General features: G+C 72.8%; 18 protein-coding genes. 7 read left to right on the top strand and 11 right to left on the bottom strand.

The genetic code is table 11. The annotated features are described in order from the left end of the window. Window positions 1-28 precede the first annotated feature (28 nt). The 8 genes from IF23_RS0105055 to IF23_RS0105020 all read right to left on the bottom strand — a co-directional run bounded on the left by IF23_RS0105055 (window position 29) and on the right by IF23_RS0105020 (window position 7,539). Window positions 29-1,531 carry a nucleobase:cation symporter-2 family protein gene (locus tag IF23_RS0105055; RefSeq protein ID WP_245654893.1) on the bottom strand — a complete coding sequence of 501 codons (1,503 nt, stop codon included), beginning with the start codon at window positions 1,529-1,531 and terminating at the stop codon, window positions 29-31. A 378-nt stretch (window positions 1,532-1,909) separates the two neighbouring features. Further along, window positions 1,910-3,319 carry an 8-oxoguanine deaminase gene (locus tag IF23_RS0105050; RefSeq protein ID WP_051739240.1) on the bottom strand — a complete coding sequence of 470 codons (1,410 nt, stop codon included), beginning with the start codon at window positions 3,317-3,319 and terminating at the stop codon, window positions 1,910-1,912. Window positions 3,320-3,361: 42 nt separating this feature from the next. Further along, window positions 3,362-4,765, bottom strand: coding sequence for a nucleobase:cation symporter-2 family protein (locus tag IF23_RS0105045; RefSeq protein WP_051739239.1), 1,404 nt, complete (start codon window positions 4,763-4,765; stop codon window positions 3,362-3,364). A gap of 81 nt (window positions 4,766-4,846) precedes the next feature. Then, window positions 4,847-5,806 (bottom strand): factor-independent urate hydroxylase, encoded by a 960-nt coding sequence (gene pucL / locus IF23_RS0105040; protein ID WP_051739238.1) that lies wholly within the window; start codon window positions 5,804-5,806, stop codon window positions 4,847-4,849. 7 nt (window positions 5,807-5,813) lie between these two features. Beyond that, window positions 5,814-6,218, bottom strand: a complete 405-nt coding sequence (gene uraH / locus IF23_RS0105035; RefSeq protein WP_030280237.1) for a hydroxyisourate hydrolase — start codon at window positions 6,216-6,218, stop codon at window positions 5,814-5,816. Continuing rightward, the gene (uraD, locus tag IF23_RS0105030; protein ID WP_030280235.1) at window positions 6,215-6,736 is read right to left on the bottom strand and encodes a 2-oxo-4-hydroxy-4-carboxy-5-ureidoimidazoline decarboxylase; all 522 of its coding nucleotides are present in this window, start codon (window positions 6,734-6,736) and stop codon (window positions 6,215-6,217) included. Before uraD ends, uraH begins: the two co-directional genes overlap by 4 nt. Before the next feature lie 171 nt (window positions 6,737-6,907). Next, window positions 6,908-7,288, bottom strand: coding sequence for a helix-turn-helix domain-containing protein (locus IF23_RS0105025; RefSeq protein WP_030280233.1), 381 nt, complete (start codon window positions 7,286-7,288; stop codon window positions 6,908-6,910). Next, entirely contained in the window at window positions 7,285-7,539 is a 255-nt protein-coding gene (locus tag IF23_RS0105020; protein ID WP_030280231.1) for a YkoF family thiamine-binding protein, read from the bottom strand. The genes IF23_RS0105025 and IF23_RS0105020 overlap by 4 nt, the downstream gene beginning before the upstream one ends. Before the next feature lie 190 nt (window positions 7,540-7,729). Here IF23_RS0105020 and IF23_RS0105015 point away from each other — a divergent pair, with 190 nt between their 5' ends. The 7 genes from IF23_RS0105015 to IF23_RS0104985 all read left to right on the top strand — a co-directional run bounded on the left by IF23_RS0105015 (window position 7,730) and on the right by IF23_RS0104985 (window position 14,618). Continuing rightward, complete coding sequence (locus IF23_RS0105015; RefSeq protein WP_030280229.1) at window positions 7,730-8,566, top strand: TIM barrel protein; 837 nt, start codon at window positions 7,730-7,732, stop codon at window positions 8,564-8,566. A 41-nt stretch (window positions 8,567-8,607) separates the two neighbouring features. Next, window positions 8,608-9,504: a 2-hydroxy-3-oxopropionate reductase gene (locus tag IF23_RS0105010; protein ID WP_030280222.1), complete on the top strand. Its 897-nt coding sequence runs from the start codon at window positions 8,608-8,610 to the stop codon at window positions 9,502-9,504. Beyond that, a complete protein-coding gene (locus IF23_RS0105005) occupies window positions 9,504-10,643 on the top strand; it encodes a thiamine pyrophosphate-binding protein (protein WP_051739236.1) in 1,140 nt (379 codons plus the stop codon). Before IF23_RS0105010 ends, IF23_RS0105005 begins: the two co-directional genes overlap by 1 nt. A 205-nt stretch (window positions 10,644-10,848) precedes the next feature. Continuing rightward, window positions 10,849-12,321: a catalase gene (locus IF23_RS0105000; protein WP_030280217.1), complete on the top strand. Its 1,473-nt coding sequence runs from the start codon at window positions 10,849-10,851 to the stop codon at window positions 12,319-12,321. 514 nt (window positions 12,322-12,835) lie between these two features. Then, window positions 12,836-13,561 (top strand): hypothetical protein, encoded by a 726-nt coding sequence (locus tag IF23_RS0104995; RefSeq protein ID WP_030280215.1) that lies wholly within the window; start codon window positions 12,836-12,838, stop codon window positions 13,559-13,561. Window positions 13,562-13,641: 80 nt separating this feature from the next. After that, window positions 13,642-14,154 carry a GNAT family N-acetyltransferase gene (locus tag IF23_RS0104990; protein WP_030280213.1) on the top strand — a complete coding sequence of 171 codons (513 nt, stop codon included), beginning with the start codon at window positions 13,642-13,644 and terminating at the stop codon, window positions 14,152-14,154. Between the two features lie 83 nt (window positions 14,155-14,237). Next, window positions 14,238-14,618: an MmcQ/YjbR family DNA-binding protein gene (locus tag IF23_RS0104985; protein ID WP_030280211.1), complete on the top strand. Its 381-nt coding sequence runs from the start codon at window positions 14,238-14,240 to the stop codon at window positions 14,616-14,618. Between the two features lie 56 nt (window positions 14,619-14,674). Here IF23_RS0104985 and IF23_RS0104980 read toward each other — a convergent pair whose 3' ends face one another. The 3 genes from IF23_RS0104980 to IF23_RS0104970 form a co-directional block, all read right to left on the bottom strand. Beyond that, complete coding sequence (locus tag IF23_RS0104980) at window positions 14,675-15,316, bottom strand: class I SAM-dependent methyltransferase (protein ID WP_030280209.1); 642 nt, start codon at window positions 15,314-15,316, stop codon at window positions 14,675-14,677. Window positions 15,317-15,439: 123 nt separating this feature from the next. Continuing rightward, window positions 15,440-17,107, bottom strand: coding sequence for an AMP-binding protein (locus IF23_RS0104975; protein ID WP_051739234.1), 1,668 nt, complete (start codon window positions 17,105-17,107; stop codon window positions 15,440-15,442). Further along, window positions 17,104-18,807: an AMP-binding protein gene (locus IF23_RS0104970; RefSeq protein WP_051739232.1), complete on the bottom strand. Its 1,704-nt coding sequence runs from the start codon at window positions 18,805-18,807 to the stop codon at window positions 17,104-17,106. Before IF23_RS0104970 ends, IF23_RS0104975 begins: the two co-directional genes overlap by 4 nt. Between the last annotated feature and the right edge of the window lie 99 nt (window positions 18,808-18,906).

Below are 18,906 nucleotides of genomic sequence, written 5' to 3'. Positions count from 1 at the left end.
TGTGTTCCGCCGAGGGCCGCCGGTGCGGTCAGCGGCTGTGACCGGGGAGCCGGGCCGTGTCGTCGGCGGTGCGGCGGGCGGACTGCGGCGGGACGGTCGGCGCGGCGGGCGCCACGGGTGCGGGAGCGGCGTCCGCCGGAGTCGGCGGCGGCGCTCCGGCGTCCTCGTCCCCGCCCTCGTCCGCCGGGTCCCCGGTGGCCGCCGACCGGCCGCCGAGGTGGTTGAAGGCGAGGTTGAGGACGATGGCGACCAGGGCGCCGGTGCTGATACCGGAGTCCAGGACGACCAGCAGGTCCTTGGGGAAGGCGTGGTAGAAGTCCGGCGCGGCGATGGGGATCAGACCGATGCCCACGGCGGCGGCGACGATCAGCGCGTTCTCCCCCTTCTCCAGCGCCGCCGAGGCGAGCGTCTGGATGCCGCTGGCGGCGACCGAGCCGAACAGCACGATGCCCGCGCCGCCCAGCACCGGCAGCGGCACCAGGGAGATCACCGAGGCGGCCATCGGACAGAGCCCGAGGAGCAGCAGGATCGCGCCGCTGGTCGCCACCACGAAGCGGCTGCGGACCTTCGTCATCGCGACCAGCCCGATGTTCTGGGCGAAGGCGCTGGTGGCGAAACCGTTGAAGAGCGGGCTGAGGGCGGTGCCGAGGGTGTCGGCGCGCAGTCCGCCCTCGATGGTCCGCTCGTCGGCGGGGCGGCCGACGATCCGGCCGAGGGCGAGCATGTCGGCGGTCGACTCGGTCATACAGACCAGCATCACGATGCACATCGACACGACGGCGGCGGCGTTGAACTGCGGGGCGCCGAAGTGGAACGGCGTCGGGAAGCCGACCGGGGCGGCGCCGGTGAGCGCGGAGAAGTCGGTGAGCCCGACGGGGATCGCCAGCAGGGTCCCGGCGATCAGTCCGAGCAGGATGGAGATCTGCCGCAGGAAGCCGCGCAGCACCCGCCGCAGCACCAGCACGATCACGAACGTCACCGCCGCCATCGCGACGTTGGTCGGCGATCCGTGGTCGGCGGCGGACGCGTCGCCGCCCTGTGACCAGTTGAAGGCGACCGGCAGCAGAGAGACGCCGATGAGGGTGATGACGGTGCCGGTGACCACCGGCGGGAAGAAGCGGACCAGCTTGGAGAAGTAGGGGGCCAGCAGGAAGCCCAGCACCCCGGCGACGATGATCGCGCCGAAGATCACCGGCAGCGCGTGCCCCGGGCCCTGGGCCTTGCCGATGGCGACCATCGGGGTGACCCCGGCGAACGACACCCCGTTGACGAAGGGCAGCCGGGCGCCGACCTTCCAGAAGCCGAGGGTCTGCAGGAGGGTGGCGATGCCCGCGGTGAAGAGGCTGGCGCCCACCAGGAACGCCGTCTCGGTGGGGCTCAGCCCGCAGGCCGGCCCCACGATCATCGGCGGGGCGACCACCCCCGCGTACATGGCGGCCACATGTTGCAGTCCGCTGGTGAACATCTTGAGGGGCGGGAGGAGTTCGTCGACCGGATGTGTGCTCCGGTCCGACCCCGGCGTTGCGGCCACTGCGGGCCTCCTGTCGATTTCCGCGCGCTCCTGCGGGGAGCCGCGCTTTGCTGTCACGGAGGGAGTGGTGCGGGTGGTGCGCGCGCTGCGGGGTGCCGGCGCGGTGGGGGGTGTACGGAAGCGACCGCGCGGGTGGGCGGGGTGGCACGGGACGCCGGTGGGCGGGGTGCGGGCGCGGCGGTGCGGTGCTGGTGGCGGGCGCCGCCGCGGCGGGACGGTGGTGCGGTGGCCCGGGGACGCGGGGTGCGCCCCGCGTCCCCGGGGTCGGGCGCTCGCGGAGCCGCTGGGGTTCCGCGAGCCCGGCCGGGAGCCGTCCCTCCCGGTCGGGTTCGGGGGTGGCACCGTCGTGTCCGGCGGCGCCACGGGAGCGGCGCCGGGTCAGTCCCCGGCGGCGATCCGGGTCAGGCGCCGCGCCTCGTCACGGGCGGCGCGGGCGACGGTGTCCTCGTCGACGCGGGTGAGGTGACCGTCCTCGACGACCGGGCGACCGCCCACGAGGGAGAGGGTCACCGGTGCCGCCGCGCCGAAGACCAGCGCGGTGACCGGGTCGGCGATGGAGGAGTGGGCGAGTCCGTCCAGCTTCCAGAGGACCAGGTCGGCGAGTTTGCCGGGCTCCAGGGAGCCGAGTTCGGTGGCGCGGCCCAGGACCCGGGCGCCGCCGTGGGTGCCGAGCCGCAGCGCCTTGCGGGCGGTGAGCGCGGCCTCCTTGTGGGCGCCGAGGCGGTTGATGAGCAGGGCGTTGCGCAGTTCGGTGTGGAGTTCGCCGGACTCGTTGGAGGCGGTGCCGTCCACGCCGAGGCCGACCGGGACACCGGCGGCGAGCATGTCGGGGACGCGGGCGATCCCGGCGGCGAGGCGGGCGTTGGACGACGGGCAGTGGGCGACGCCGGTGCCGCTGCGGGCGAAGGCGTCGATGTCGGCGTCGTTCATGTGGACGCAGTGGGCCATCCACACGTCCTCGCCGAGCCAGCCGGTGGTTTCGAGGTAGGCCGTCGGGCCCATGCCGAACAGCTCGTGGCAGAACTTCTCCTCCTCCACCGTCTCCGAGCCGTGGGTGTGCATCCGGACGCCCTTACGGCGCGCCAACTCGGCGCTCTGCCGCAGGAGTTCGGTGGAGACGGAGAAGGGGGAGCAGGGGGCGGCGGCGAGGTGGACCAGGGAGTCGAAGGAGGCGTCGTGGTGGGTGTCGATCGCCGCCTCGGTGGCGAGCAGCGCGCCCTCGGTGGTCTCGACGGCGAAGTCCGGCGGCAGTCCGCCGTCCTTCTCGCTGCGGTCCATCGAGCCGCGGGCGAGGGTGAGCCGGGCGCCGATCGCGGCGGCGGCCTCCAGCTCCGCGGCGACGAGGTCCCCGGCGTCGTGGGGGAAGACGTAGTGGTGGTCGCAGGCGGTGGTGACGCCGCCGCGGACCATCATGCCGAGGGAGCCCTGGGTGGCGGCGGCCAGCATCGGCGCGTCGATCCGGGCCCAGGTCGGGTAGAGCGCGACCAGCCAGTCGAAGAGGTTGTGGTCGGTGGCCAGACCGCGGGTGATCCACTGGTAGAAGTGGTGGTGGGTGTTGACCAGCCCGGGGGTGACCAGGTGGCCGGTGCCGTCGATGCGGCGGGTGACGTGCGCGAGGCCCTCGGGCGCCGGGCCCGCGCCCACCGCCTCGATGGTGGAGCCGGCGATCACGACGTGTCCGGTGGGGTGGACGGTGTCGTGGGCGTCGACGGTCGCGACGGCGCAGTTCTCGATGACGAACCGCTCGGTCGCGCTGTCAGGGGATGCCGGTGCTGCCGGTGCTGTCATGGACTTCCTGCTTTCGCTTCGGCGGTCGGGCACGGCAGGGCCCTACGGGATTTGAGTGCCGGAGCCGGACGGGGCGGCTGACAGTACCGCTGTCCGTGAGGTGCTCCGGGTGCCGAGATGGTGGAAGAAGAGGTTGAGCAGGACGGCGACCAGGGCACCGGCGCTGATGCCGGAGCCGAGGACGGTCTGTGCCCAGGCGGGGAAGTCGGCGTAGAAGGTGGGCGCGGCGAGCGGGATGATGCCGGCGCCGAGCGAGACGGCCACCAGGATGATGTTGGAGCTGTCGTCGAGCCCGGCTTCGGCGAGGGTGCGGATGCCGCTGACGGCGATCGAGCCGAAGAGGACGATCCCGGCGCCGCCGAGGACGGGCATCGGGACGAGCGAGACGACCGCGCCGAGGACGGGGAACGCGCCGAGGACCAGGAGGGTGCCGCCCGCGGCGGCGACCACGTAGCGGCTGCGGACGCGGGTGAGCGAGACGACGCCGACGTTCTGGGCGAAGGCGCTGGTGGCGAAGCCGCCGAAGAGCGGTCCCAGCAGGGTGGCGAGGCCGTCGGTGCGCAGCCCGCGGGTGAGGGTGGCGCCGTCGCAGCGGCGGTCGCAGATCTCGCCGAGCGCGAGCATTCCGGCGGCGGACTCCGTCATCAGGACGAGCATCACGATGCAGAGCGAGAGGATCGCGGCGGGCTGGAACTCCGGCGGGCCGAAGGCGAAGGGCGTGGGCAGGGCGGCGACGGGCGCCGAGCGGAGTCCGTCGAAGCTCGCCATGCCGAAGGGGATGGCCGCGAGGGTGCCGATGACCAGGCCGAGCAGGAGGGCGACCTGTTTGCCGAAGCCCTTGGCGAAGCGCTGGATGAGCAGGATCACCAGGAGGGTGAAGGCGGCGAGGGCGAGGTTCTTCATGTCGCCGAACCCGGGGGCGCCCTTGTCGCCGCCCTGGGCCCAGCCGACCGGTACCGGCATGAGGGTGACGCCGATGAGGGTGATGACCACGCCGGTGACCAGTGGCGGGAAGAAGCGGAGCAGTCTGCCGAAGAACGGTCCGACGGCGAGACAGAAGACTCCGGCGACCATCACCGCCCCGTAGATCGCGGGGAGTTGGTGCCCTTTGGCGGTGGTCTCCGCGATGGCGAGCATCGGGGTGATCCCGGCGGAGCTGGCCGCGTTGACGAACGGCAGCCGGTTGCCGACGGCGTTACGGATGCCGAGGGTCTGCAGGAGGGTGGCGCAACCGGCGATCAGGAGACCGGCGGCGATGAGGCGGGTGCGGCCGGCGGCGTCCAGCCCGACGGCCTGGCCGATGATGAGCGGCGGGGTGACGACGCCGGCGTACATCGCGGCGATGTGCTGGAGTGCGGCGGGAATCAGCCGCTTGGGCCCCGGCTTCTCGTCCACGGGGTGGACCGGTGGGGCGGGGTGGTGCCGGTCGTGCGGGAGCTGTGCCATGGGTGGTTCCCCTCAAGGATTCGCGGCCCCTCCCCCCTGGGCGTGGGGAGGGGCGCGAGGCACGGCGCTGCGTCCAAGCCGTCAGAGGTTGGTCAGATCCTGGGGGATCAGGGCTTCGACACCGTCGCGCAGAACAGTGGCTTCGATCAGGCCGTACGGGCGGTCCGCGGCGTGGTAGACGGCGCCGTCGGCGGCTTCGTTCTTGAGACCGAACGGCTCCAGGTCCACCTTGAAGTGGTGCTTGTTCGGGAGCGAGAAGCGGATCTCGTCGATCTCGGAACGGTTGTTGATGACGCGGGACCCCATCTGGTACAGGGTCTGCTGGAGCGAGAGGCTGTAGGTCTCCGCGAACGCCTCCAGCATGTGCTTCTTGACCTGGGCGTAGGAGCGCTCCCAGTTCGGCATCCGCTGGTCGTCGTCGGTCCAGTTGAACCGCCAGCGGCTGGAGACCTCGGTGGCGAGGATGCGGTCGTAGTCCTCCTTGAGCGTCGTGTACTTGTCCTTGATGTAGCCCCAGAACTCCGAGTGGGTGGAGTTCATGACGACGAGGTCCTTCAGACCGGAGATGATCTGCCAGCGCTCACCGTCGTAGGTGATCTCCGTCAGGCGGGTCTCCTGGCCCTTGCGGACGAAGGAGTGCTTGACCTCGTCGGCGCCGATGAAGCGGGAGTTGCCGTCGGAGGTGGCGATCCGCTCCCAGGAGTACTCCTCGATGCGGATACGGGCCCGCTTGATCGGCTCCTGGCTGGTGACGAAGTGGCGGGCGAGGTGGATGCCGAACTGCTCCGCCGATTCGATGCCGTGTTCCTTGGCGAAGGCGAACACCGTGTTCTTGGTGGTGTCGGTGGGGAGGCAGTTGGCGTTGGAGCCGGAGAGGTGGACCTCTTCGAGGTCGCCGGAGAGGGCGACGGAGACGTTGAGGTCCTTGATGTGGTGGGTGTCGCCGTCCCGGACGATCTTGACGACGCGGTTCTCCGCTTTGCCGTACTGGTTCTGGCCGAGCATCACAAGGCGGGGCGTGGCAGGGCGGTTGGCGGTCATGTCGGTGCTAGCTCCCTCGGTATACGGAGTAGCCGAACGGGTTGAGCAGCAGCGGTACGTGGTAGTGCTCGCCCGGCTGGACGGCGAAGGTGATCGCCACCTCCGGGAAGAAGGCACCGCTGTCCCTTACGCGGGGGGCGTCCTGCTGTTCCTCGGCTTGCTGACGGGTGCGGGACTCGAAATACCCCTCGACGGCGAAGTCGAGGCGTACATGGGTGGTGCCCTCCGGCAGGGCCGGAAGGTCCTTGCAGCGTCCGTCGGCGTCGGTCGCGGAGGCGCCGTGGGCGTGCCAGGCGCCGTCGCGCCCCGCGCGCACGGCGAGCGTGAGGGCGACGCCCTCCGCGGGGCGGCCCACGCTGGTGTCCAGGATGTGCGTGGACACCGACGTCGGTGCGGCCGTCTCGCTGCTCATGCGGGGTCTCCTTCGGCGGTCTCCGTCATACGGTGCAGACGGATGCGGTTGATCTTGCCCAGCTCCGTCCGGACGATCTCGCGTTCCCGCTCCGGCGCGTTGCCGAGGCGTTCCCGGACGGCGTCCCTCATCTGCTCCCCGGTGCGCCCGGAGGCGCAGATCAGGAAGACATGCCCGAACTTCTCCTGGTAGGCGAGGTTGAGGTCGAGCATCTCCTCCTTGAGCGCGGCGGAGGCCGAAGCCATGCCGCTCTGCTCGCGGGAGGAGGTGGGGTCGCCGGGTTTCGGCCGTCCGATGGGCGGGTGCCCCGCCATCGCCTCCGCCAGATCGTCCGCGGTCAGCTCCGCCGTGGCGGCGTCGCTCGCTGCGTACAGGGCGTCGGTGGTGGCGTACGGGCGGCGGGCGGCGAGTGCGCTCCCCCAGGCCCTGCTGGCGCAGACCTCGTGCAGTGCGGCGAGTGCCGTACCGTCGTCGGCCGCGTTGAACCGGGCGAGGCCCGGGGTCGTACTCGAAGACACGGGAAGCCTCCGTGGCCTGATGCTGATGGCTCTGCTGGCTGGGGAACAGCTAAGACCTCCGGCAACATCACGTCAACACTTTGTTGAAAAGTCGGCAACGCAAAAGCCGCCGCCCGGATTTTCCGGACGGCGGCGCGGGCCGATCGGCCGCCGTGGCGCGGCCGTTGGGGCTCAGTCCTCCTGCTTCGCGGCGTTCTCCCTGTTCAGGTAGTTGTAGACGGTGAAGCGGCTGACCCCCAGCGCCCCGGCGACGGTCTCCACGCCGTGGCGGACGGAGAAGGCGCCGCGGGTCTCCAGGATGCGGACGACGGACTGCTTGGCCTTACGGTCGAGATCGGCCAACGGCACACCGTGGCGGCGTTCCAACTCGGCCAGCAGATGGTCGAGCGATTCCGACAGGTGCGGCAGCCGCACGGCGACCCGCTCCGCCCCCTCCCAGCTGAGGACGACGTCGTCGCCCTGGGCGAGACCGGGGGCGACCATCTGCCCGCCCATCGCGTCGACCAGCGGTTTGACCGCCCGGACGAACGGGTGGTCCGCGGGGTCCGTCACCGGGCGCCCTCCCCGGAACCGGCGCCGTCGACCACGTTGACCTGGAGGGAGACGCGGGTGGCGCCCGCCTCCAGGGCGTCGCGCAGCAGGGCGGTCACCGTGTCGAGGACCCGTCCGGCGTCGCCCTCGGCGGTGTTGCCGAACGGGCCGACGTCGACGGCGTCCAGCCCGGCGCCCGTGACGACCTCCCGCGCCACCACCGCATGGGCGGGCGCCTCGTCGAGATCGAACGGTTCGGTCGTGAACTCCAGCTTCAATCGCACGCCGCTCAACCTACGCGGGCACCGCCGCCACCACCAGAAAATGCCCCGGCCCCCTCTTGACAGCCGCGGAGACCGCCAGGCACTGTTCCGTTAAGCAGAAAGAATATTCCACCATGCAGAATATTCACCGGCTGCGACACGCCCCCTGACCTCTCCCTCGGAAGGAGCGCCGGGCCTCATGGGATTCACGGACACACGCTTCAACGTCAACCTGTCGATCCTGTTCACCGAACTCCCGCTGCTGGAGCGCCCGGCGGCCGCGCGGGCCGCGGGGTTCACGGCGGTGGAGCTGTGGTGGCCGTGGACCGACGCCCCGGTCCCCGAACGCTCCGAGCTGGACGCCCTGCGCCACGCGCTGCGCGACGCGGGCACCGCCCTGACCGGCCTGAACTTCTACGCGGGACAGCTGCCCGGTCCGGACCGCGGCGCGCTGTCGATCCCCGGTGAGGAGTCCGAGCGGTTCCGGGCGAACGTCCCGGTGGCGGTGGAGTTCGGCCGCTCGCTCGGCTGCACCACCTTCAACGCGCTCTACGGCAACCGCGTCGAGGGCGTCGACCCGGCCGCGCAGGACGCGCTGGCGCTGGAGAACCTCGCGTTCGCGGCGCGGGAGGTCGGCGCGGACGGCACCTTGCTGATCGAGGCGCTGAACGCCCCCGAGTCGCCGCGCTGCCCGATCGTCTCCGCACCGAAGGCGGTCGAGGTCGTCGACGCGGTGAACGCCGCGACCGGCCTGGACAACGCCCGCTTCCTGATGGACCTCTACCACCTGTCCATGAACGGCGAGGACCTCGACGAGGTCATCGACCGGTACACCGGCCGCACCGGGCACGTACAGATCGCCGACAACCCCGGCCGCGGCGCGCCCGGCACCGGCGATCTGGACTTCGCCGGTCTCCTCGCCCGGCTGCGGAAGAACGGCTACGACGGCTACGTCGGCCTGGAGTACAAGCCCGGCGACGGCCCCTCCGCGGGCGCGTTCGGCTGGCTGCCCGCGCCGCTGCGCGCCGCGCACTGACCCGCCGCCCCGCCCCCGCCGACTGCGAAAGAGGCTTCACGATGAGCAACCTTCCCAAGATCGCGTGGATCGGCCTCGGCATCATGGGCTCGCCCATGGCCGAGAACCTGATCAAGGCCGGTTACGAGGTGACCGGCTACACCCTGGAGGCCGACAAGCTCGACCGGCTGGCCGCGGCCGGTGGCACCGCCGCGGCGTCGATCGCCGACGCGGTCCGCGCGGCGGACGTGGTGATCACGATGGTCCCGGCCTCCCCGCAGGTCGAGGCCATCGCGTACGGCCCGGACGGCATCCTGGAGAACGCCCGGCACGGCGCGCTGCTGATCGACATGTCCTCGATCACCCCGCAGACCAGCATCGATCTGGCCGCGAACGCCGCCGCCAAGGGCATCCGGGTGCTGGACGCCCCGGTCTCCGGCGGTGAGGCCGGGGCCGTCGAGGCGGTGCTGTCGATCATGGTCGGCGGCGAGCAGTCCGACTTCGACACCGCCAAGCCTCTCTTCGAGGCGCTCGGCAGAACGATCGTGCGCTGCGGGCCGCACGGTTCGGGGCAGACGGTCAAGGCCGCCAACCAGCTGATCGTCGCCGTCAACATCCAGGCGTGCGCGGAGGCCGTGGTCTTCCTGGAGAAGTCCGGCGTCGACCTCGGCGCGGCCCTCGACGTCCTCGGCGGCGGGCTGGCCGGGTCCACGGTGCTGGCGCGGAAGAAGGAGAACTTCCTCAGCCGCGACTTCGCGCCCGGCTTCCGGATCGATCTGCACCACAAGGACATGGGGATCGTCACCGACGCGGCGCGGAACGTCGGGGCGGCGCTGCCGGTCGGCGCGGTCGTCGCGAACCTCGTCGCCTCGCTGCGCGCCCAGGGCGACGGCGGACTCGACCACTCCGCCCTGCTGCGCGGTGTGGAGCGGCTGTCCGGGCACGGCGCCGGCGCCTGATGGGCGGCCCGCCGCGGCGCGTCCCCGCGCTGCGCGGCGTGGTCCGCGCCCTGCGCCGGGCGGGCTGCGACACCGTCTTCGGCTGCCCCGGCGCCTCGCTCGCCCCGCTGTACGCGGCGCTCGACGGACCCGGCATCGCGCACCTCGCGGTCCGGCACGCGGAGAGCGCGCCGCACATGGCGATCGGCTGGTCCCGCGTCCGGGGCCGGGCGGCACTCGCGGCGGTACCGGCCGACACCGGCGCCGCCCGGGTGCTCCCGGCCCTGGGCGTGGCGCTGGCGGACGCGGTACCGCTGGTCTGTGTCGTCGGCACCGGCGCCCCGGGCGGCGCCCCGGATCTGGTGCGGCTGGCCCGTCCGCTGGTGAAGTGGGCGGTCCGGGTCGAGCAACCCGCCCGGCTGGCCTGGGCGTTCCGGGAGGCGCTGTGGACCGCTCGGGAGGGGAGCGCGGGCCCGGTGCTGATCGAACTGCCGCTGGCGGTCGCCTCCGCCACGGTCCCGGCGGACGGGCCCGGCGACCGGCACCCCGCACCGCCGGGCCCGCCCCGGCCACCGGCGCCGCCCGCACAACCGCCGCCGCCCGCGCACCCGGAGATCGCCGGATGGCTGGCGGAGGGGGCGGAGACCTACCTGGTGGGGTCGGACGCCGCGGCGTACGCGGCGGTCGGGGGCGGGCGGTTGCGGGCGGTGGCCACCGCCGCCGGTCCCCCGGGCTGGGAGATCCCCACCGCGCTCGGCGTCCGGACGGCGCTGGACGCGGCGGAGCCGACCGGCGCGGACGGCAGGGACGTGGTCGCCCTCCTCGACGATCCGCACGGCTTCCCGGCGCTCGCCGGGGAGTTGGCCCTCGCGGCACACCGCGGCGCCCCGCTGGTGCTGCTGATGCCGCCGGGCCGCGCCGGGCTCCCGCCGGGGCACGGTCCGGGCGGGTGCGCGCAGGACGCGTCCTTCACCGATCCGGTGCAGCTCGTCGCGGCGTACGGCTGCACCGGCCGCACCGCGGACGGGCCCGGGGAGCTGCGCTCCGCGCTGGCCTGGGCCCGTAAGGAGGCGGTCTCCACCCGGCGGCCGGTCCTGGTCCGGGCCCGGTACGCCACGGCGCCCGCGTCCGGCGGGCCGCCGCACACCGCCCGGGAGTGACCCGGGCACCGAGACTTCCGGACGGCGTCCGCGCCGACACCTGTCCTGTCGCGCCCAGGCGCGGCCGCCGTCCGGAACACCCCGTTCTCTCCCCGCGGTTCTTTGCCCGCACTTGTTTCAACAAACTGTTGACGTTTGGTCGGGGCGGTTCCTACGCTCCCGACATGCGGAAGCCAACTTCCGCGCTCTCGTACGGAAGGTCATCATGACGAAGCCCACGCCGACCGCGCGCGTTCTCACCACGGAGTCCGGCGCCCCCGTCGCCGACAACCAGAACTCCTCCACCGCCGGCGTCGGCGGCCCGATCGTCCTCCAGGACCAGCATCTGCTGGAGAAGCTCGCGCGGTTCAACCGCGAGCGCATCCCGGAGCGCGTCGTGCACGCCCGGGGCTCCGGCGCCTACGGCCACTTCGAGGTGACCGACGACGTCACCGGCTTCACCGGCGCCGACTTCCTGAGCGCCGTCGGAAAGCGCACCGAGCTGTTCATCCGCTTCTCGACCGTCGCCGACAACCTCGGCGGGCCGGACGCGGCGCGCGACCCCCGCGGCTTCGCCGTGAAGTTCTACACCGAGGAGGGCAACTACGACCTCGTCGGCAACAACACCCCGGTCTTCTTCATCAAGGACCCGCTGAAGTTCCCGGACTTCATCCATTCGCAGAAGCGCGACCCGTTCACCGGCAAGCAGGAGCCGGACAACGTCTGGGACTTCTGGGCCCACGCCCCCGAGGCCACCCACCAGGTCACCTGGCTGATGGGCGACCGCGGCATCCCCGCGTCGTACCGCCACATGAACGGCTACGGCTCGCACACCTACCGGTGGACCAACGCCGAGGGCGCGTCCTTCTTCGTCAAGTACCACTTCAAGACGAACCAGGGCATCCGCTGCCTCAGCGCCGAGCAGGGCGCCGAGCTGTCCGGCACCGACCCCAACAGCCACCAGACCGACCTGCTCCAGTCCATCGAGCGCGGTGTGTACCCGTCGTGGACGCTGTACGTGCAGCTCATGCCGGAGGCGGAGGCGGCGGACTACCGCTTCAACCCCTTCGACCTCACCAAGGTCTGGCCGCACAAGGACTACCCGCTCCGGCGGGTCGGCCGCATGGTGCTGGACCGCAACCCCGACAACGTCTTCGCCGAGGTCGAGCAGTCCGCCTTCTCGCCGAACAACTTCGTCCCCGGCATCGGCCCGTCGCCCGACAAGATGCTCCAGGGCCGCCTCTTCGCCTACGCCGACGCGCACCGCTACCGCCTGGGCGTCAACCACACCCAGCTGCCGGTGAACGCGCCCCGGGCGACCACCGCGAACAACTACGGGCGCGACGGTCTGATGGCCACCAACGGCTACGACCGCCACGCGAAGAACTACGAGCCCAACTCCTACGGCGGGCCCGTGCAGAGCGACCGGCCGCTCGCCGCGCCGCTCGCCGTGGACGGCCACGTCGGCACCCACGCGGCGCCCGCCCACTCCAAGGACGACGACTTCTTCCAGGCGGGTGAGTTGTACCGGCTGATGTCCGAGGACGAGAAGGAGCGGCTGATCGCCAACATCGCCGGGGGCCTCTCGCAGGTCGGCCGGGAGGACGTCATCGAGAAGAACCTCGCCCACTTCCACGCCGCCGACCCCGAGTACGGCAGCCGCGTCGAGGCGAAGGTCCGCGAACTGCGCGAGGACTGACGGGAGGTCGGCTCCCCGCGCATCCGTACCGGCCGGTCCGCTGAGGGGTGGCCGGCCGGTACGGAAGGGAAGCGCGGTGCTCCGCGGCACCCGGGGAGACCGGTGCGGCGGCAGCGCGCGCCCGGCAGGCGCGCCCTCCCCCACCGCGGAGCCCGCCGCTCCCACCCTTTGCACCACCAAGCTCCGTCCGGCGCCGCGCTGTCCTGTCGCGCCCGAAACGCGCGTCGCCGGACGGGAACCACCCGCGTACGGCCCGGATCCGCCGGTCACGGATCCGGGCCGTCCGTGCGTCCACGGCGGCGCGCGACGGAGCCGATGCGCGCCCGCGTACGCGCCCCCTGCGCCCGGGCCAGGGCCCCGCGGAGGCCGTACGCTCCCCCGGTGTCCCCGGCCGACCGGCGGCGATCGGCGCGATTCCGCCCCCGGTCGGCCTGTTCGGGGGCACGATGGCAGAAATCAGCGGGCGTGCGGCGCCGGAAGACCGCCGCCCACCGATCGAACGCCAGGAGCGACCATGGCCGACAGCGTGCCGGTGCGGTGCCCCACGTGCCGCCGCGAGAACGCCTTCACCCCGCCGACCTTCCCCTGCGCGTGCGGGGCGCCGCTGACCGTGCCGGTGCTGCGCGGCGGCGTCCCCGTCGAGATCGTGCACCGCACCTGGCAGGGTTCCTGGGTGGCGGTGCGCTGCGAACTCTGCGGCCGCCGGGACGAGTGGCCCGCACCGGAGTCCGGCTGTGTCTGCGGCACGGTCGTCCGCATCCCGGTGGTCCCGGTCCCGCCCGCCCCGCCGCACACCACCGCCCCCGGCACCCGCGGTACCGCCCCGGCCGCCCCGCCCCAGGTGCTGCGCCCGGCGTTCCGGCCGGTCACCATCCGCACCGCCCGGGACTGCGTCACGGCCGCCGCGCAGTATCTGAAGTGGCTGGGCTTCACCGACGTCCGCCGCACCCAGGAGCGCACCGCGTCCGGGGTGGATCTGCGGGGCTCGGGGGTGGTGGCGCAGGTCGATCCGACGACGCGGTCCACGGCGCTGCGCGAGATCGAGTGCGTCTGGCTCAACGGCCTCCACGACTCGGCCATCGCCGTCTTCTTCTCCCTCGCCGGTTACGCCCACGACGCCCGCTGCCGCGCCGACGACCTGCACATCCCGCTCTTCGTCATGGATCTGACGGGCACCCCGCAGCCGGTCAACGACGCCGCCGACGAGCTGATCCGGAACGGGGCGCAGGCGGGCGGGTGACGCGGCGGCCGTCCGCTCCGGCGCGTCACCCGTCCGGAATCCGGTTGCGGGGACGCGCCCGGTCGGCGCAGACTCCGCGGATGATCATCCGCCCGGCCCTCGCCACCGAACTGCCCGCCCTGCGCACCCTGGAGACCGCCGCGGGCGCCCCCTTCCACGACGTGGGCATGGCCTCCGTCGCGGAGGACGAACCGCCCGCCCTCCCCGTCCTCGCCGCGAGCCTGCGCGCCGGTCGGCTGCTCGTGGCGTACGAGGAGGGCGGGCCGGACGGCGGTCTCGCCGGATATCTGATGTGGGAGCCGGTCGACGGCGCCACCCACATCGAGCAGGTGTCGGTGGCCCCCGCGTACGCCCACCGCCGGATCGGGCAGGCGCTCATCGACCGGGCCGGAGCCGACGGCGGCGACCGCCCGCTGACCCTGACGACCTTCCGCGAGGTGCCGTGGAACGCGCCCTACTACGCCCGTCTCGGCTTCCGCCCGCTCACCGACGCGGAGCTGACACCCGGGCTGCGCGCGATCCGGGCGCACGAGGCGGAGCTGGGCCTGGACCGGTGGCCCCGGCTGTGCATGCGGCGGGAGGCGGCCGGGTGAGCCACGGCTGACGGCCGCGGGCGGGGGCCGGGCGGCGGCCCGGCCGACCGCTCCCCCGGCGGCCGCCCGGCATAATTGCCGCCATGATCGACGCCCCGGCGCTGCGCGCCGTCTGCCTGGAACAGAACGGCGCGGGCGAGGAGTTCCCGTTCCCGCGCAGCCCGGATCTCTCCGTCTTCAAGGTCTGCGGCAAGATCTTCGCGCTGGCCGATCTGACGGCCGATGCGCTCTCCGTCAGCCTCAAGTGCGACCCCGAGCTGGCACCCCAACTCCGCGCCGCCCATCCGGAGATCGTCCCCGGCTACCACCTCAACAAGCGGCACTGGAACACCGTCGCCCTGACCGGTGCGCTCCCCGACCGACTGGTGCGGGAGATGATCGAGGACTCCTACGACCTGGTCGTCGCGGGTCTGCCGCGCGCCGAACGGCTACGCCTCGACCGGGACCGGCCCCGCCGGGGCTGAGCACCACCGGGGCCGGGCACCGTCCCGGAACCGGCCGCTCCCGGGCCGCCCGTCCGTCAGGCCGTACGGTGCAGCCGCCACACCAGGTCCACCCGGGTCCCGGGCTCGCCGGTGGGCGACGGTGCGGGGCGCTCCACCGCCTCCCGCGTCACCACCTGCCAGCTCTCCGGCAGCGCGAGCTGCTCCAGGACGCCGTCGAGCGTCGGGAAGACCGCCTCGAAGGGGTGGTCGTGCTCGCCCTGCCAGGACGGCCAGCCGCCGTGCAGCACCAGCAGCAGCGTGCCGCCGGGGGCGACCGCCTCGGCGGCCAGCCGCAGCACACGGCCTTGGTCCAGCGCCACCGGCGACTGCAGGAACTGGGCGCTGACCAGGTCGTACGTCCCCTCCGGGAAGGTGACGCCCAACTCGTGGCGCTGCCATTCGGTGCGCGCGGCGACGCCCGCCGCCGCGGCGTGGGCGCCCGCGCGCTCCAGCGCCGTCGCGGAGATGTCGACGCCGGTGACCCGCCAGCCGCGCCCGGCGAGCCAGACCGCGTCGGCGCCCTCCCCGCAGCCCAGCTCCAGGGCGGTGCCGGGCGTCAGGGTCTCGACCTCGCGGACGAGCAGCGGGTTGGGGTTGCCGCTCCAGATCCGGTCGCTGTCGCGGTAGCGGTCCTCCCAGAAGCGGGCCGGGTCGGTGGTCGGGGGCGTGGCGGGCATGGCGCTCCTCGGGTGCTCGGCTCTCCGGTGCGCCGGGCGGGCGCACCGGCGGCCAGGATCGCGCCGGGTGCGGGAGGCGCCAAGGAAGGTTGCCGGAACGGCAAGACCCGCCCGGCCCGTCGGCTACGCCTCTTCGCCCTCCGTCGCCAGCCGCTCCCGCAGCTCGATCTTGCGGACCTTGCCGCTGACCGTCATCGGGAACTCCTCGACCAGCTCCAACCGGCTGGGGACCTTGAAGTGGGCGAGCCGGGCGCGGCAGTACTCGGTGAGTTCGTCGAGGGTGAGCGGGTCGGCGGCGTCGCGGAGGATGACGCAGGCGGCGATCGTCTCGCCGTACTTCGCGTCCGGGACGCCGACCACCTGGACGTCGGAGATCTTCGGGTGGCCGTGGAGGAACTCCTCGATCTCCCGCGGATAGACGTTCTCACCGCCGCGGATGATCATGTCCTTGATCCGGCCGACGATGCGGACGTAGCCGTCGTCGTTCATCACCGCCAGATCGCCGGTGTGCATCCAGCGCTCCGCGTCGATGACCTCCGCGGTGCGCTCCGGCTCCTCCCAGTAGCCGAGCATCACGCTGTAGCCGCGGGTGCAGAGTTCGCCGGTCGCGCCGCGCGGCACGGTCTCGCCGGTCGCCGGGTCGACGACCTTGACCTCGATGTGCGGCAGCACCCGGCCCGCGGTCGCGGTGCGGTGCTCCAGGTCGTCGTCGCGGCGGGTCTGGGTGGAGACCGGGGAGGTCTCGGTCATGCCGTAGCAGATGGACACCTCCGCCATGTGCATCTCGGCGACCACCCGCTTCATGATCTCCTCCGGGCACGGTGAGCCCGCCATGATGCCGGTGCGCAGCGACGACAGGTCGTACCCGGCGAAGTCGGGGTGTTCCAGCTCGGCGATGAACATCGTGGGGACGCCGTAGAGCGAGGTGCAGCGCTCGTCCTGGACGGCGCGGAGCGTGGCGGTCGCCTCGAAGGAGGGTGCGGGGATGACGGTGCAGGCGCCGTGCGAGGTGGCCGCGAGGTTGCCCATCACCATGCCGAAGCAGTGGTAGAAGGGGACCGGCAGACAGATCCGGTCGTGCTCGGTGTAGCCGACGGTCTCGCCCACCCAGAAGCCGTTGTTGAGGATGTTGCGGTGGGAGAGGGTGGCGCCCTTGGGGAAGCCGGTGGTGCCGGAGGTGTACTGGATGTTGACCGGGTCACCCGCCGACACCTCGGCGGCGCGGTCCGCCAGCCGCTCCCGGGGCACGGCGGCGCCGGACGCCAGCAGCTCGCCCCAGCCCGCCTCGCCGAGGTGCACCACCTTGCGCAGCTCGGGGCAGTCGCCGCGTACCTCGGCGGCCATCTTCCGGTAGTCGCTGCTCTTGTGCCCGGTGGCGGCGACCAGCAGCCGGGTGCCGGACTGCCGCAGCACATAGCCGAGTTCGTGGGTGCGGTAGGCGGGGTTGACGTTGACGAGGACGGCGCCGATGCGGGCGGTGGCGTACTGGAGGAGCAGCCACTCGGGGCAGTTGGGCGACCAGATGCCGACCCGGTCGCCGTTGCCGATGCCCTGGGCGAGCAGCCCGAGCGCGACCTCGTCGACGTCGTGGTCCAGCTCCGCGTAGGTCCAGCGGCGCCCGGAGGGGACGTCGACCAGCGCCTCGCGGTCGCCGAACCGCTCGGCGGTGCGGGCCAGGTCGGCGCCGATGGTGCGGTGGATCAGCGGCTGGGCGGTGTCCCCGCGGGCGTAGGCGGATGCCGTGCCGTCCGGGGACGGTGCGGCCGCGGTCTCCGTGGCGGGTGGGGTCATCGGTGGTTCTCCTCCCGGTATTCGGCGCCGCCGTCGCCCTGCGCGGTGCGTTCGCGCAGCTCGATCCGGCGGATCTTGCCGGAGACGGTCTTGGGCAACTCGGCGAATTCCAGGCGCCGGATGCGCTTGTACGGGGCGAGCACGTCGCGGGAGTGGGCGAAGAGCGCCTTGGCGGTCTCCGGCCCCGGCTCCCACCCCTCGGCCAGCACGACGTACGCCTTGGGGACGGCGAGCCGCAGCGGGTCGGGCGCCGGGACGACCGCCGCCTCGGCGACCGCCTCGTGCTCCAGGAGCGCGCTCTCCAGCTCGAACGGGGAGATCTTGTAGTCGGACGCCTTGAACACGTCGTCGGCGCGGCCCACGTAGGTGATCCAGCCGTCGGCGTCGCGGGCGCCGATGTCGCCGGTGCGGTAGTAGCCGTCCGCCATCACCTCGGCGGTCCGCTCCGGGTCGCCGTGGTAGCAGGCCATCAGGCCGACCGGGGACGAGGAGAGGCGCAGCGCGATCTCGCCCTCGTCGCCCGGAGCGCCGGTGAGCGGGTCGAGGAGGACGACGTCGTAGCCGGGCGTGGGGCGGCCCATCGAACCGGGCTTGAGGGGCTGACCAGGGGTGTTGGCGACCTGGACGGCGGTCTCGGTCTGCCCGAAGCCGTCCCGGATGGTCACGCCCCAGGCGGCGCGGACCTGCTCGATGATCTCCGGGTTGAGCGGTTCACCGGCCGCGACGATCTCCCGCGGCGGGCGTGTGAGCGCCGACAGATCGGCCTGGATGAGCATCCGCCAGACCGTCGGCGGGGCGCAGAAGCTGGTCACCCCGGCGCGGTCCATCTCGGCCATCAGCCGGCCCGCGTCGAAGCGGGTGTAGTGGTGGATGAAGACGGTCGCCTCGGCGTTCCACGGGGCGAAGAGATTGGACCAGGCGTGCTTGGCCCAGCCGGGTGAGGAGATGTTGAGATGTACGTCGCCGGGGCGCAGCCCGATCCAGTACATCGTCGCCAGATGCCCGACCGGGTACGAGGTGTGGGTGTGCTCGACGAGCTTGGGGCGGGCGGTGGTGCCGGAGGTGAAGTAGAGCATCAGCGAGTCGTCGGCGTGGGTCGGGCCGGTCGGCTCGAACGCCTCGGACGCCTCCGCCGCCTCCTCGTACGCCAGCCAGCCCTCGGGGGCGCCGCCGACCGCGATCCGGGTGTAGTCGCCGGGGACCCGGTCGAACTTGGCGGTGTCCTCGGCGCGGACGACGACGAAGCGGGCCTTGCCGCGGGCGATGCGGTCGGTGAGGTCGACGGGGCCGAGCAGCGGCGTCGCGGGGATCACCACGGCGCGCAGCTTCATCGCGGCGAGCGCGGTCTCCCACAGTTCGGCCTGGTTGCCGAGCATCACCACGATGCGGTCACCGGGGCGGACGCCGTGCGAGGCGAGCCAGGAGGCGGTGCGGTCCGAGCGGCGGCGCATCGCGTCGAAGCTGATGCGGGTCTCGGTGCCGTCCTCCTCGACGATGTGGAGGGCGGTGCGGTCGTTGTCGCGGGCGATGACGTCGAACCAGTCCAGCGCCCAGTTGAAGTGGGCCGGCCGGGGCCAGCGGAAGTGTGTGCGGGCGCCGTCGTAGTCGTCGCGGAGGCGCACCAGGAGGTCCCGGGCGGCCCGGAACTCCTCGGTCGCGTCCGGCGAGCGGCCCTGCTGGGTCCCGTCCCTGTCCGACATGTGTCCTCCTCATTGCCCCACGCCTGGTGGACATCGTGTAATCAGTGACGCATGTCTCACCACCCCCGTACGGGGGGAAGCGGAGGTTACGGGTGTACG

The organism is Streptomyces catenulae, from assembly GCF_000718015.1.
Taxonomy (GTDB): Bacteria; Actinomycetota; Actinomycetes; order Streptomycetales; family Streptomycetaceae; genus Streptomyces; species Streptomyces catenulae.
This window is presented reverse-complemented; position numbering and strand designations above follow the sequence as displayed.

What these genes read in the sequence shown, in the direction of transcription:
- IF23_RS0105050 (WP_051739240.1), bottom strand. Translation starts at nt 3,319, where the DNA reads ATGACAGCACCGGCAGCACCGGCATCCCCTGACAGCGCGACCGAGCGG.
- IF23_RS0105045 (WP_051739239.1), bottom strand. Translation starts at nt 4,765, where the DNA reads ATGGCACAGCTCCCGCACGACCGGCACCACCCCGCCCCACCGGTCCAC.
- pucL (WP_051739238.1), bottom strand. Translation starts at nt 5,806, where the DNA reads ATGACCGCCAACCGCCCTGCCACGCCCCGCCTTGTGATGCTCGGCCAG.
- uraH (WP_030280237.1), bottom strand. Translation starts at nt 6,218, where the DNA reads ATGAGCAGCGAGACGGCCGCACCGACGTCGGTGTCCACGCACATCCTG.
- IF23_RS0105015 (WP_030280229.1), top strand. Translation starts at nt 7,730, where the DNA reads ATGGGATTCACGGACACACGCTTCAACGTCAACCTGTCGATCCTGTTC.
- IF23_RS0105010 (WP_030280222.1), top strand. Translation starts at nt 8,608, where the DNA reads ATGAGCAACCTTCCCAAGATCGCGTGGATCGGCCTCGGCATCATGGGC.
- IF23_RS0105005 (WP_051739236.1), top strand. Translation starts at nt 9,504, where the DNA reads ATGGGCGGCCCGCCGCGGCGCGTCCCCGCGCTGCGCGGCGTGGTCCGC.
- IF23_RS0105000 (WP_030280217.1), top strand. Translation starts at nt 10,849, where the DNA reads ATGACGAAGCCCACGCCGACCGCGCGCGTTCTCACCACGGAGTCCGGC.
- IF23_RS0104995 (WP_030280215.1), top strand. Translation starts at nt 12,836, where the DNA reads ATGGCCGACAGCGTGCCGGTGCGGTGCCCCACGTGCCGCCGCGAGAAC.
- IF23_RS0104990 (WP_030280213.1), top strand. Translation starts at nt 13,642, where the DNA reads ATGATCATCCGCCCGGCCCTCGCCACCGAACTGCCCGCCCTGCGCACC.
- IF23_RS0104985 (WP_030280211.1), top strand. Translation starts at nt 14,238, where the DNA reads ATGATCGACGCCCCGGCGCTGCGCGCCGTCTGCCTGGAACAGAACGGC.
- IF23_RS0104980 (WP_030280209.1), bottom strand. Translation starts at nt 15,316, where the DNA reads ATGCCCGCCACGCCCCCGACCACCGACCCGGCCCGCTTCTGGGAGGAC.
- IF23_RS0104975 (WP_051739234.1), bottom strand. Translation starts at nt 17,107, where the DNA reads ATGACCCCACCCGCCACGGAGACCGCGGCCGCACCGTCCCCGGACGGC.
- IF23_RS0104970 (WP_051739232.1), bottom strand. Translation starts at nt 18,807, where the DNA reads ATGTCGGACAGGGACGGGACCCAGCAGGGCCGCTCGCCGGACGCGACC.